At 68.0% G+C, this 12,195-nt stretch carries 12 protein-coding genes; 6 read left to right on the plus strand and 6 right to left on the minus strand.

Annotated elements, in window-relative coordinates:
* Positions 1-59: 59 nt before the first annotated feature.
* The 6 genes from ACYVLP_RS10340 to ACYVLP_RS10365 form a co-directional block, all read right to left on the minus strand.
* Entirely contained in the window at positions 60-680 is a 621-nt protein-coding gene (locus ACYVLP_RS10340) for a hypothetical protein (protein WP_460627247.1), read from the minus strand.
* The gene (locus ACYVLP_RS10345) at positions 668-1,852 is read right to left on the minus strand and encodes a hypothetical protein (RefSeq protein WP_460627248.1); all 1,185 of its coding nucleotides are present in this window, start codon (positions 1,850-1,852) and stop codon (positions 668-670) included. The genes ACYVLP_RS10340 and ACYVLP_RS10345 overlap by 13 nt, the downstream gene beginning before the upstream one ends.
* Entirely contained in the window at positions 1,852-2,559 is a 708-nt protein-coding gene (locus tag ACYVLP_RS10350) for an ABC transporter ATP-binding protein (RefSeq protein ID WP_460627249.1), read from the minus strand. The genes ACYVLP_RS10345 and ACYVLP_RS10350 overlap by 1 nt, the downstream gene beginning before the upstream one ends.
* Positions 2,559-3,029 (minus strand): hypothetical protein, encoded by a 471-nt coding sequence (locus ACYVLP_RS10355; protein WP_460627250.1) that lies wholly within the window; start codon positions 3,027-3,029, stop codon positions 2,559-2,561. The genes ACYVLP_RS10350 and ACYVLP_RS10355 overlap by 1 nt, the downstream gene beginning before the upstream one ends.
* A gap of 175 nt (positions 3,030-3,204) precedes the next feature.
* A complete protein-coding gene (locus ACYVLP_RS10360; protein WP_460627251.1) occupies positions 3,205-4,644 on the minus strand; it encodes an aspartate aminotransferase family protein in 1,440 nt (479 codons plus the stop codon).
* Positions 4,641-5,144 (minus strand): Lrp/AsnC family transcriptional regulator, encoded by a 504-nt coding sequence (locus tag ACYVLP_RS10365; RefSeq protein WP_460627252.1) that lies wholly within the window; start codon positions 5,142-5,144, stop codon positions 4,641-4,643. Before ACYVLP_RS10365 ends, ACYVLP_RS10360 begins: the two co-directional genes overlap by 4 nt.
* A 113-nt stretch (positions 5,145-5,257) precedes the next feature.
* Here ACYVLP_RS10365 and ACYVLP_RS10370 point away from each other — a divergent pair, with 113 nt between their 5' ends.
* The 6 genes from ACYVLP_RS10370 (at position 5,258) to ACYVLP_RS10395 (ending at position 12,120) form a co-directional block, all read left to right on the plus strand.
* Positions 5,258-6,706, plus strand: a complete 1,449-nt coding sequence (locus ACYVLP_RS10370; protein WP_460627253.1) for a gamma-aminobutyraldehyde dehydrogenase — start codon at positions 5,258-5,260, stop codon at positions 6,704-6,706.
* A gap of 81 nt (positions 6,707-6,787) precedes the next feature.
* Positions 6,788-8,017, plus strand: coding sequence for a polyamine ABC transporter substrate-binding protein (locus ACYVLP_RS10375; protein WP_460627254.1), 1,230 nt, complete (start codon positions 6,788-6,790; stop codon positions 8,015-8,017).
* Positions 8,018-8,019: 2 nt separating this feature from the next.
* Positions 8,020-9,138 carry an ABC transporter ATP-binding protein gene (locus ACYVLP_RS10380; RefSeq protein WP_460627255.1) on the plus strand — a complete coding sequence of 373 codons (1,119 nt, stop codon included), beginning with the start codon at positions 8,020-8,022 and terminating at the stop codon, positions 9,136-9,138.
* The gene (locus tag ACYVLP_RS10385; RefSeq protein WP_460627256.1) at positions 9,131-10,069 is read left to right on the plus strand and encodes an ABC transporter permease; all 939 of its coding nucleotides are present in this window, start codon (positions 9,131-9,133) and stop codon (positions 10,067-10,069) included. Before ACYVLP_RS10380 ends, ACYVLP_RS10385 begins: the two co-directional genes overlap by 8 nt.
* A complete protein-coding gene (locus ACYVLP_RS10390; RefSeq protein WP_460627257.1) occupies positions 10,069-10,863 on the plus strand; it encodes an ABC transporter permease in 795 nt (264 codons plus the stop codon). Before ACYVLP_RS10385 ends, ACYVLP_RS10390 begins: the two co-directional genes overlap by 1 nt.
* A gap of 6 nt (positions 10,864-10,869) precedes the next feature.
* On the plus strand, positions 10,870-12,120 hold the full coding sequence (locus ACYVLP_RS10395) for a saccharopine dehydrogenase family protein (protein ID WP_460627258.1): 1,251 nt from the start codon (positions 10,870-10,872) through the stop codon (positions 12,118-12,120).
* Positions 12,121-12,195 lie beyond the last annotated feature (75 nt).

A 12,195-nucleotide genomic window follows, 5' to 3' on the forward strand; every position in this document is an offset into this window, starting at 1 on the left:
AAGGTTCGGCGACGTTGTGTGTCGTACAACGAGGCCCGTACCCATCAGGGTTCCGCTCATCAGGCGCGCGGTGCAGCGGTGTCGGCCACTGCGTAGGCGGCCCAGCCGGCTCCGGTGGCCAGAGCGCACAGGACCCACGCGGCCGCCGAGCTCGCCGGGTGCATGGGCAGAGCCCACCACTCCGCCCCCCCGTCAGCACCGACTGTCCCGTAGGTGAGGGCAAGGCCCGCGTAGGCCAGGGCCGGAAGCCACGCCAGGCCCGCCTGCAGCCACCGTGCCGCGAGCGTCGTCAGCCCGACCATGATGAGGAGGTTGCGCACCACCACGATGCAGAGGTTCGGGTCTCGCGTGCTCACCACGAGAGCAGTGGACGATGCCAGGGTCAGCGTGACGACAGCCCACCAGCTCAGTCGGGACAGTCGAAGGCGGGCGTTGTTGCGTTCGATGCTGGCCGACGGGCGCCGGATCGCGAGGTGGACCATGGCACCCGGCAGTGCCATGAACACGGCCGCCGTTACGGCCCGCAACTCCTCGCGGAAGGGCACTGGAACGACGCCGACGGGGGTCACCGCCGCCGCCAGCATCCCGAGCAGGCTGAGAGGTCCGAGCCACCGCCCTGATCGTGACCTCATGAACAGCCAGGGCCCACTCAGCGGCGAGGTCCCGGTCACGATGCGCATCGGTCGGCGAGAGCTTCGAACCGGGAGCGCGCGCCGGCCGGGTCCGGGACACTGGCCGGGTCGATGCCCGCCGCCCCGGCGGCCCAGCCCCGCAGCCGGGGCACGGCGCCGGCCACGATCAGGGACACATCATGGTCGAGCATCGCACCCGCTGGACAGCTCAATGCGGCCCTGACGACGGACAGTGCCACGTTCAGCTCGTCGGTGAAGGGCGGCTCAAGATAGACCGGGATCTCCGCGGAGCCGGGTGCGGCGGACCCGGGGGCGAAGGCCGTCAGCCGCTCGACCGGCAAGCGCCCCAAGGCCTTCGACAGCGAGATGACCACGGGTCGTGCGACGGACTGTATGCGGGGCACCAGCTCCCGGTAGTCGGCGGGCGCGCAGACCTCGGGCGCCGATCCGGCGCAGGCAAACTCGGTGACCGGCCGGGGGCGCGTCGCATCCGGTCCGAGTCGGCCCAGGGAGCCGGCGGCCAGGACCACCAATGCGACTCCGGTCACGACGAGCGCGCGTCCGATCCAGGTGCGATGCAGAACGGCGACAGTCGTCGTGATGCCGACCGCGATCCAGGCAAGCGCCTGGGCGACGAGGATGTCTGCCCGGTACTCGGAGCCGGCGCCTGGTCCGGTCGATCCACCGACGAGGAACAGATGCGGGCTGGCCAGGGACATGGCAGGGACGAAGTAGCCGAGGGCGGCGACGATGGGTGCCGTCAACAGGCTCGGGATGAGCCAGCCGACGGCGCCGCCGAGGAACGCGAAGGCGAGCAGCAGCAGGAATGCGGCAAACACCAGGCGCCATTCGAGGGCGCCGATCTCCCGGTGTCGTGCCGCGACGATGACCCAGGTCGCCGCCTGCCCGATCGCTTGCGCGACGCATGCCCAGAGCCCGACCGCGAGCGAGCGAGCCGCTTGGGCCCTGACCAGTCCGCGTGACCCCATCGCGACGACGAGGCGCCCGCCGTGCTTACGGGCGTGGGCGGCCTCGGCCGTGGCCACTCCGGCCGCGAGCGGGCCGAGTAGCACGAGGATGCCGTTCGTGTACGACGTGGCCCACTGCCACTCGATGGCCCAGAGGCGGTCCCGGCTCATCAGCGTGACGATCTCGAGGCACAGGAACAGTGGCAGCGCAGGCAACCCCCAGCTGCGCCGCAGTGCGATGAGGAGGGGCATCAGCCGTCCACGAGCTCGAGGTATGCGGCCTCCACCGCGCTGCCTCGCGTAGTGAACTGCTGCTCGACCTCGCGCATCGACGAGTCGTGGACCACGCGCCCGCCGTCGAGGATGGTGAGCCAGTCGGCGACTGACTCGACGTCCTCGACGAGATGGGTGGCGACGACGACCGACTTTGTGGTCGCGATCCCCTCGAGCAGCGTTCGCAGCTGGATCCTCTGACGGGGGTCGAGCCCTGTCGTGGGTTCGTCGAGGACGAGCACAGAAGGGTCGGACACCAGAGCCTGCGCGATCATGGCTCGCCGGTGCTGCCCGCCGGACAGGCGGCCTAGGCGCTCGTCCGCGTGCCTGGTCAGTGCGACGGAAGCGAGCGCAGTGCCGACGCGGTCGCCCCAGGTCTTGCGCGGGAGACCCTTCAGCCACGACGAGTAGATGAGGAACTCCCGCACCGTGAACTGACCGGGCCAGTCCGCCTGCTGCGGGACGAACCCGACGCTTCGCGCGGCGATTTTCAGGTCACCCCTCTGGGGCCGACGGTCACCGATGACCAGGGAGAGCAGGGTCGACTTGCCCGCGCCGTTCGGACCGAGCAGTGCGGTGAATCCTCGTGGCCAGGTGAAGGAGACATCACGCAGCGCGGCCCGGCCGCCACGATAGGTGAAGCCGACCCCCCGAGCCATTACGAAGCCGGTGGGCTCGTCGCGCATTAGAACCCGGTCCTACCACGAGTGGCACAAGGGTCGACTCGCCAGGCCACGTCCGCGCAGATGTTCAGGTACGCGGCGTACGTGCCGGAGTACCCGCTGAGCTGGCCCCGGAGCCCATATCCCGAAATCTTGGAGCTGGTGTCCGGGCCGTTGGCCTGGTTCACGAACATCCAGGCGTATCGGCACGGCGAGCCGAGAGCGCAGGTGTAGCGGTACTGGTAGAAGGACGCGTTGGCATAGATCCAATGCGCGTTTGTCGGCTGTTTGTCGGCCCAGGTCGCCGACACCAACGGGCGCCCGTCCCACATCGTGTATCCGTAACCCGACCCTTGGGCGACGCCGTCGTAGATGACGTCGATCCCAGAGATTGTCAGAGCGTGAGCCGTGCCGGTCGCCGTCACGCCCAGGACCACGGTCGCTGCTGCGACGCGCTTGACTCGAGTGGACAGCCGCCTTGTCAACGCCCGCATGGATGCCCCTGTTCTGGTCAGATCGGGGCTGGTTCCCCGACGACGGGAGTCAACCAAGGGATCAATGAGGCGAACAGGGCTTAGCGCATATACGCACCGAATACCATTGAACGCACCTTTTCGGGTGTCCGAGGCCTGAGACGAACAGCGGCGGCGGCTCGGGCGTGGCGGGTCGTCAGAGGTGGTTCTCGGCCTCAGTGAGCACCGAGCGCAGTCGGGACTCGATGTCGTCGAACTGCTCCTGGCCCATGGTCAGTGGGGGAGCGAGCTGGACGACGGGGTCGCCGCGGTCGTCGGCCCGGCAGTAGAGGCCGGCGTCGAAGAGGGCCTTGGACAGGAAGCCGCGCAGCAGCCGCTCGGACTCCGCGTCGTTGAACGTCTCGCGCGTCTGCTTGTCCTTGACCAGCTCGATGCCGTAGAAGTATCCGGCCCCCCGGACGTCACCGACGAGCGGCAGGTCGAGCAGCCGCTCGAGCGTCGCGCGGAAGGCCGGAGCGTTCTTCTTCACGTGGTCGTTGAGGCCTTCGCGCTCGAAGATGTCGAGGTTGGCCAGCGCGACGGCGGCCGAGACCGGGTGCCCGCCGAAGGTGTAGCCGTGCGGGAAGTAGCTCGTGCCGCTCTTGAACGGCTCGAACAGCCGGTCGCTGGCGATCATCGCGCCGATCGGGGAGTAGCCGCTCGTCATGCCCTTGGCGCAGGTGATCATGTCAGGCAGGTAGCCGAAGTCGTCGCACGCGAACATCGAGCCGATGCGGCCGAACGCGCAGATCACCTCGTCCGACACGAGCAGGACGTCGTACTCGTCGCAGATCTCGCGAACCCGCTCGAAGTAGCCGGCAGGCGGCGGGAAGCAACCCCCGGAGTTCTGCACGGGCTCGAGGAAGACGGCCGCCACGGTGTCCGGGCCCTCGAACTCGATCGCCTCGGCGATCCGGTCCGCGGCCCACTGGCCGAAGGCCTTCTCGTCGTCCCGCAGGTGCTCGGGCGCGCGGTAGTGGTTGGTGTTCGGCACCCGGAACGTGCCCGGAACGAGCGGCTCGAACATCTCCTTGGCCGCCGGGATGCCGGTGATCGACAGGGCGCCCTGCGGGGTCCCGTGATAGGCGACCGCCCGCGAGATGACCTTGTGCTTGGTCGGCTTGCCGGTCAGCTTGAAGTACTGCTTGGCCAGCTTCCAGGCCGTCTCCACGGCCTCGCCGCCGCCGGTGGTGAAGAAGACCCGGTTCAGGTCGCCGGGAGCGTGGCTCGCGAGGCGCTCGGCCAGCTCGATGGCCTTGGGGTGGGCATACGACCAGAGCGGGAAGAAGGCGAGCTCGCGCGCCTGCCTGGCCGCGGCCTCGGCGAGCTCCTCGCGCCCATGCCCGACCTGCACGACGAACAGGCCCGCGAGCCCGTCGATGTACTCGTTGCCCCGGTCGTCCCAGATCGTCCAGCCCTGGCCCTTGGTGATGATCGGCACGGAGTGGCCGAGGCCCCCGGCGTCCTTCTGCTCGAAGACCGAGTGACGGGTGAAGTGCATCCACAGGTGGTCACGCGCGGCGTCGGACAGCAGGGTGCCTGCCGGGGTGCGCTGGTCGGAGCTGGGCTCCCACACCTCATTCGGGTTGATGCTCATCGAGTACCCCAGTTGTAGAGCTGCTTGTTGAGTTTCAGGTAGACGAAGGTCTCGGTGGCCGACACCCCCGGGAGGGTGCGGATCCGCGTCGAGAGCAGCTCGAGGAGGTGGTCGTCGTCCTCGCAGACCACCTCGGCCAGCACGTCGAAGCTGCCGGCGGTCGTCACCACGTAGGAGACCTCGTCCATGTCTGTCAGCGCGTCGGCCACGGATGTCATGTCGCCGGAGACGCGCAGGCCGATCATCGCCTGGCGCTGGAATCCCACCTGGAGCGGGTCGGTCACGGCCACGATCTGCATGACGTCAGCGTCGAGCAGGCGCTGGACGCGCTGGCGCACGGCCGCCTCGGACAGGCCCACCTCGAGCGCGATCGAGGCGTACGACTTGCGGCCATCGTGCTGCAGCAGCTCGATGATCGTCTTGCTCACCTCGTCGAGGTTGACCGGGGGCCTCTTGGCGGCGCCGCCTCCGGTGCTGGCCACACCACGGATCGTCGTCATGGCCCGATAGTGACCTGTGGAACGCGACGTTGGCAAGTGCCTCGACAACTGATTCCGAAGTTTTATCTGGCCAACTCTTCACCATTGCGCAGGTCACTGTTTAGAGTGCGGCCATGACTTCGCAGCCGCGTCAGCTTCGCAACTTCGTCGGTGGTCAGTATGTCGACCCGGAGAGCGATGCGAGGACCGAGATCGTCAACCCCGCGACGGCGCAGGTCGTCGCCTCCGCTCCCGTCAGCACCCAGGCCGATGTCGACCGCGCGTATGCCGCTGCGTCCGCGGCCTTCGAGACGTGGGGTGACACGACCCCGAGCGAGCGGCAGGCCGCCCTGCTGAAGTTCGCCGACGCCGTCGAGGCCCGCGCCGACGACTTCGTCCGGCTCGAGGCCGAGAACACCGGCAAGCCGCACGCCCTCACGGCGAGCGAGGAGATGCCGCCGATGCTCGACCAGCTCCGGTTCTTCGCCGGGGCCGCGCGGGTGCTCGAGGGCAAGTCGGCGGGCGAGTACATGAAGGGGCACACGAGCTTCATCCGTCGCGAGCCGATCGGTGTCGTCGGCCAGGTCACGCCGTGGAACTACCCGATGATGATGGCGATGTGGAAGATCGCCCCGGCCCTCGCCGCCGGCAACACGATCGTCCTCAAGCCGTCGGACACCACCCCCGAGACGACGCTGCTGCTCGCCGAGCTGGCGTCCGAGTTCCTGCCGGAGGGCACCTTCAACGTCGTCACCGGCGACCGTGACACCGGCCGGATGGTCATCGAGCACGCGACCCCGTCGCTCGTTGCGATCACCGGCTCGGTCCGGGCGGGCATGCAGGTCGCCGAGAGCGCCTCGCATGACCTCAAGCGCGTCCACCTCGAGCTCGGCGGCAAGGCGCCGGTCGTCGTCTTCGACGACGCCGACCTCGAGGCGGCCGTCGAGGGCATCGCGGTCGCGGGCTACTTCAACGCCGGCCAGGACTGCACGGCCGCCACGCGCGTGCTCGCGGGCCCGCGCATCCATGACGACTTCGTCGACGCCCTGGCCCAGTACGCCAAGGGGTCGGCCAAGGTCGGTATGCCGGACGACCCGGACGCGCTGTTCGGCCCGGTCAACAACCCCAACCAGGTCGCGCACGTGTCCGGCATGATCGACCGCCTCCCCGACCACGCGCGGGTCGTCACGGGCGGCCAACGCGCCGACGGCCTCGGCGAGGGGTACTTCTTCGAGCCCACCGTGCTTGCCGGCCTGCGCCAGGCAGACGAGCAGATCCAGGCCGAGATCTTCGGCCCGGTCATCACGGTGCAGCAGTTCACCGACGAGGCCGAGGCGCTCGCCTGGGCCAACGGTGTGCAGTACGGCCTCGCGTCGAGCGTCTGGACCAAGGACTTCGGCCGGGCCATGCGAATGAGCCGCAAGCTCGACTTCGGGTGTGTGTGGATCAACACCCACATCCCGATCGTTGCCGAGATGCCGCACGGTGGCTTCAAGCACAGCGGCTACGGCAAGGACCTGTCGATGTACGGGCTCGAGGACTACACGCGCGTCAAGCACGTGATGGCGAACATCGAGTCCTGATCATCCGCTAGAACCACTCCCGCACCACCCGGTCAGCTCAGCCCTCCGCGACCTGACCGACCAGCCCCCCACGGAGAAACCATGAACGAGCTCAACAACCCCCAGTTCCGTGCAGCTCTTGCGCGCGGACTCGTCTCCCGGCGCACCGCGATGATGGGTGCTGCCGGCGCCTCGGCGATCGCGTTCCTCGCGGCCTGTGGATCGGCCGGACGCAACCCGTCGAGCGGCGGCGGCACCAGTTCGGTGCCCAAGACCGCGGCAGCGGCTCAGGACCTGTCGGACAGCGAGAAGATCGTCAACTGGTCGAACTGGACCCAGTACATCGACGTCGACGACAAGACCAAGACGCGGCCGACCATCGAGGCCTTCACCAAGGCAACCGGGATCAAGGTCAACTACACCGAGGACTACCTCGACAACGACGAGTTCTATGCCAAGGTGCGTCCGCTGCTCGAGGACGGGCAGGACACCGGGCGCGACGTCTGGTGCAGCACGGACTGGATGGTCGCGCGCTTGATCCGGCAGGGCTACGTCCAGAAGCTCGACCTGGCCAACATCCCCAACGCCGGCAACGTCGCCGACGCCCTCAAGAACGTCGAGTTCGACCCGGGCCGGCAGTACTCGTTGCCGTGGCAGAGCGGGTTCGCAGGCATCGGCTACAACCTCAAGGCGACCGGCGGCAAGAAGATCGAGACGATCACCCAGCTGCTCACGGACCCGGCCCTCAGGGGCAAGGTCACCCTGCTGACCGAGATGCGCGACACGGTCGGCCTCGTGATGATGGAGCAGGGCAAGGACATCAGCAAGTTCACCGAGGCCGACTTCATGGCGGCTCTGGACGTGATCCAGAAGGCCAAGGACGCCGGCCAGATCAAGGGCTTCACCGGCAACGAGTACACCGACGGCCTGGCCAAGGGCGACATCGCCGCATGCGTCGCGTGGACGGGTGACGTCGTCCAGCTCCAGTTCGCCGACCCGAACATCCAGTACGCCCTGCCGGCGAAGGGCTTCACGCTCTGGTCCGACAACTTCGTCATCCCGGCGCTTGCCAAGCACAAGAAGAACGCCGAGAGGCTCATCAACTACTACTACGACCCCAAGGTCATGGCCCAGGTCGTCGCGTACGTGAACTACATCGCGCCGGTCAAGGGGACGGACGCGGAGCTGGCCAAGATCGACCCCGACCTCGGCAAGAACCCGCTCATCGTGCCGACCCCCGATGTGCTGTCACGGGCCCAGGTCTTCCGGGGCCTCACACCGGCAGAGGAGACCAAGTTCTCCAAGGCCTACGCCGACATCACCGCGGGCTGACCATGGCCTCCGACAAGGGCGACCTGAACCTCGTCGCACTGAGCAAGTCGTTCGGTGACTTCGCTGCCGTCCAGCCGCTGGACCTCACCATCGAGTCCGGCTCGTTCTTCGCCCTGCTCGGGCCCTCCGGGTGCGGCAAGACGACGACCCTGCGGATGATCGCCGGGCTCGAGGCTCCGACCGGCGGCCGGATCTGGATCGGCGACCAGGACATCACGGACACCAAGGCGTACCAGCGCAACGTCAACACGGTGTTCCAGTCCTACGCGTTGTTCCCGCACATGACCGTCATCGAGAACGTCATGTTCGGGCTGAAGCGCAAGGGCGACAAGGACGCCAAGCGCAAGGCCCAGGAGGCTCTCGAGCTGGTCCAGCTCGACCAGGTCGGCAACAAGCGGCCGACCCAGCTGTCGGGTGGCATGCAGCAGCGGGTCGCGCTCGCGCGGGCGCTGGTCAACCGTCCCGACGTGCTCCTGCTCGACGAGCCGCTCGGCGCGCTCGACCTCAAGCTGCGCAGGCAGATGCAGATCGAGCTCAAGCGGATCCAGCAGGAGGTCGGGCTGACGTTCATCCACGTCACGCACGACCAGGAGGAGGCCATGACGATGGCCGACCGCATCGCCGTGATGAACGCCGGCCGGCTGGAGCAGCTGGGCGACCCTGCCACGCTCTACGAACAGCCGCGATCGACCTTCGTCGCGAACTTCCTCGGCCAGTCCAACCTGCTGCGAGCCTCGCTCCTCGGGAGCACGGCCTCCGACGGCGTGGTCCGGGTCCGAAGCCACGACACTGAGCTCGAGGTGTCCCGCGAGCACCTGCCGACGGGATCGAGCGACGTCTGGCTCGGCGTGCGCCCGGAGAAGCTGCGCCTCGGCGACGCCGGCGGTCCCAACCGCCTGCGCGGCGTCGTGCGCGATGTCTCCTTCACGGGGGTGGCGACGCAGTACTCCGTCCAGATGCCGTGGGGCCAGGAGCTGACCGTCGTCCAGCAGAACGACGGCACGGCGCGGGCCAACCTCGGGGAGAACGTCACGGTGTCCTGGGCCGCCCAGCACGGGTTCGCCCTGGACGCGTCGCAGGACGCCGAGGCCGGCGCCGAGCTCGAGGACGAACGTGTCTGAGTCGGCGGTCCTGCCGAGCGCCACCTCGAGCGCTCCGCAGGACTCGACGCAGCTCGAGGAGCCGCGCAAGCGGCGCAACTGGGTGCCGTACGCTCTGCTGCTGCCGGGCGTGCTGTGGCTCATCGTCTTCTTCGTCCTGCCGATGATCACCCTCGGGTCGCAGTCCCTCCAGGAGGGCAACGTCGACGACGGGTACGTCTTCACCGGCAACGTGAGCATCTACGCGCACGCGTTCTCGGAGTACTGGCCGCAGATGCTGCGCTCGCTGGTGTATGCCGGGACCGCCACGCTGCTCGCACTGCTCCTCGGCTACCCGCTGGCCTACTTCATCGCACAGAAGGCGGGTCGCTGGAAGAACGTCGTGCTCGTCCTGGTCATCGCACCGTTCTTCACCAGCTTCCTGATCCGGACGCTGGCGTGGCGCACGATCCTGTCGGACGACGGGTTCATCACCGAGTTGGCTCGCAAGCTCAAGTTCACGGACTTGCTGCAGGCCGTCGGCTTGACGAACAACGACTCGCTGCTCTTCTCGCAGTTCGCCGTGATCATGGGCCTGACCTACAACTTCCTGCCGTTCATGATCCTGCCGCTCTACACGTCGCTGGAGCGGCTGGACCCGCGCCTGCTCGAGGCCGCCAACGACCTGTATGCGACGCCGGTCCAGACGTTCCGCAAGGTCACCTGGCCGCTGTCGCTGCCCGGCGTCGTGGCGGGCACGCTGCTGACCTTCATCCCTGCGGCCGGCGACTTCATCAATGCACGGCTGCTGGGCAACACGCAGACCACGATGCTCGGGACGGTCATCGACGCGCAGTTCCTGCGCGTCCTCGACTACCCGCTCGCCGCGGCGCTGTCGTTCATCATGCTGATCACGATCGTGACGATGGTGAGTCTGTATGTCCGCCGCGCTGGAACCGAGGAGCTGCTCTGATGGCCTGGATCCGACGGCATCTCATCGCCTTCGCAGGGCTCGCGGTGCTCATCTACATGCTCGTGCCGAACATCGTCGTGGCGGTGTTCTCGTTCAACGAACCCAAGGGCAAGTACAACTACACGTTCAACGAGTTCTCGACAGCGGCGTGGACGAACCCCTGTGGCACACAAGGCATCTGCGAGTCGCTCGGCCTCAGCCTGCAGATCGGCATCACGGCCTCGATCGTCGCGACGATCCTGGGCACGATGATCGCGTTCGCTCTGGGGCGCTACCGGTTCCGTGGGCGCTCGGCCACGAACCTGCTGATCTTCATGCCGATGGCCACCCCCGAGGTCGTCATGGGCTCGAGCCTGCTGACGCTCTTCCTCGCGATGGGCGTGCCGTCCGGCCAGGGCGCCATCCTCATCGCGCACATCATGTTCTGCGTGTCGTTCGTCGTCGTGGCGGTCAAGGCCCGTGTCGCGACGCTGGACCCGAAGCTCGAGGAGGCCGCGGCCGACCTTGGAGCGAACCCGACCCAGACGTTCCTGCGGGTCACGCTGCCGCTCGCGGCTCCGGGCATCGCGGCGGGTGCGCTGCTCGCCTTCTCGCTCAGCTTCGACGACTACATCATCACGAACTTCAACGCGAGCCCGAGCTCGATCACCTTCCCGATGTTCGTGTGGGGCGCCACCGCCCGTGGCGTGCCGGTCCAGGTCTACGTCATCGGCACCATCATGTTCCTGCTCGCACTGCTGTTCGTCATCACCGGCCAGGTCATCGGCAAGCGGCGCAACCGTCAGGTGGTCTGAAAGCTTATGCGTGTTCTCATGATCGGCTCGGGCGGCGTCGGCGACGCCGCCGCCCGGATCGCCGCCGAGCGGGACTTCTTCGACGCGTGGGTCGTCGCGGACTACGACCTGGCGCGTGCCGAGCGCACGGTCGCCGCGGTCACCCACCGGCATACCAGCTCAGGCGACCGCTTCGTCGCCGCGCAGGTCGACGCCTCCTCCGCCGAGGCCGTCACGGCGCTCGCGCGCGAACACGGCGCCACGCACGTCTTCAACGCCGTGGACCCGAAGTTCAACATGCCGATCTTCAACGCTGCCAAGGCAGCCGGGGCCGACTACGTCGACATGGCGATGAGCCTGTCTCAGCGTCACGCGGAGCAGCCGTTCGAGAAGGTCGGCGTCATGCTCGGCGACGAGCAGTTCGCGCAGGCGGACGAGTGGGTGGCAGACGGTCGCCTCGCGCTGGTCGGCATGGGCGTCGAGCCCGGCCTGTCGGACGTGTTCGCCAGGTATGCCGCCGACCACCTCTTCGACGAGATCGACGAGCTGGGCACGCGGGACGGCGCCAACCTCGTGGTCCGGGACGACGACGGCAACGAGGTCTTCGCGCCGAGCTTCTCCATGTGGACGACGATCGAGGAGTGCCTCAACCCACCGGTCGTGTGGGAGAAAGAGCGGGGCTGGTTCACCACAGCGCCGTTCAGCGAGCCCGAGGTGTTCGATTTCCCCGCGGGCATCGGCCCGGTCGAGTGCGTCAACGTCGAGCACGAGGAGGTCCTCCTCATGCCACGCTGGGTCGACGCCAGGCGGGTGACCTTCAAGTACGGCCTCGGAGACGAGTTCATCACCATCCTCAAGGTCCTCAACACCCTCGGGCTCGACCGGACCGAACCGGTCTCCGTCAAGGGCGTCACCGTCTCGCCGCGCGACGTCGTGGCGGCCGTGCTGCCCGACCCCGCCACGATCGGCCCGCGCATGTCCGGCAAGACCTGCGCCGGCCTCTTCGTGACCGGCACCGGCACCGATGGCAAGCCGCGGCGCACGTACCTCTACCACGTCGTCGACAACGCCTGGTCGATGGAGGCCTACGGCGCCCAGTGCGTCGTCTGGCAGACCGCGGTGAATCCGGTCGTCGCTCTCGAGCTGCTCGCCCGCGGCACCTGGAAAGGCCGCGGCGTGCTCGGGCCCGAGGCCTTCGACGCCGTGCCGTTCCTCGACCTGCTCGCCGCACCCAAGCCCGAGGGCTATGGGTCGAGCTGGGGCATCGAGGACCGTTGAGACTTCGCGACCCGAGGCGGGACGCGCCGGGGGGCCGCCGCAACCGCCTCGGGTCGCGGACCACATCCGCCACAG

The organism is Intrasporangium mesophilum (assembly GCF_054783095.1).

Excerpts from the sequence above, each read along its gene's own strand:
- ACYVLP_RS10340 (WP_460627247.1), bottom strand. The coding sequence starts at position 680 with ATGCGCATCGTGACCGGGACCTCGCCGCTGAGTGGGCCCTGGCTGTTC.
- ACYVLP_RS10345 (WP_460627248.1), bottom strand. The coding sequence starts at position 1,852 with ATGCCCCTCCTCATCGCACTGCGGCGCAGCTGGGGGTTGCCTGCGCTG.
- ACYVLP_RS10350 (WP_460627249.1), bottom strand. The coding sequence starts at position 2,559 with ATGCGCGACGAGCCCACCGGCTTCGTAATGGCTCGGGGGGTCGGCTTC.
- ACYVLP_RS10355 (WP_460627250.1), bottom strand. The coding sequence starts at position 3,029 with ATGCGGGCGTTGACAAGGCGGCTGTCCACTCGAGTCAAGCGCGTCGCA.
- ACYVLP_RS10360 (WP_460627251.1), bottom strand. The coding sequence starts at position 4,644 with ATGAGCATCAACCCGAATGAGGTGTGGGAGCCCAGCTCCGACCAGCGC.
- ACYVLP_RS10365 (WP_460627252.1), bottom strand. The coding sequence starts at position 5,144 with ATGACGACGATCCGTGGTGTGGCCAGCACCGGAGGCGGCGCCGCCAAG.
- ACYVLP_RS10370 (WP_460627253.1), top strand. The coding sequence starts at position 5,258 with ATGACTTCGCAGCCGCGTCAGCTTCGCAACTTCGTCGGTGGTCAGTAT.
- ACYVLP_RS10375 (WP_460627254.1), top strand. The coding sequence starts at position 6,788 with ATGAACGAGCTCAACAACCCCCAGTTCCGTGCAGCTCTTGCGCGCGGA.
- ACYVLP_RS10380 (WP_460627255.1), top strand. The coding sequence starts at position 8,020 with ATGGCCTCCGACAAGGGCGACCTGAACCTCGTCGCACTGAGCAAGTCG.
- ACYVLP_RS10390 (WP_460627257.1), top strand. The coding sequence starts at position 10,069 with ATGGCCTGGATCCGACGGCATCTCATCGCCTTCGCAGGGCTCGCGGTG.
- ACYVLP_RS10395 (WP_460627258.1), top strand. The coding sequence starts at position 10,870 with ATGCGTGTTCTCATGATCGGCTCGGGCGGCGTCGGCGACGCCGCCGCC.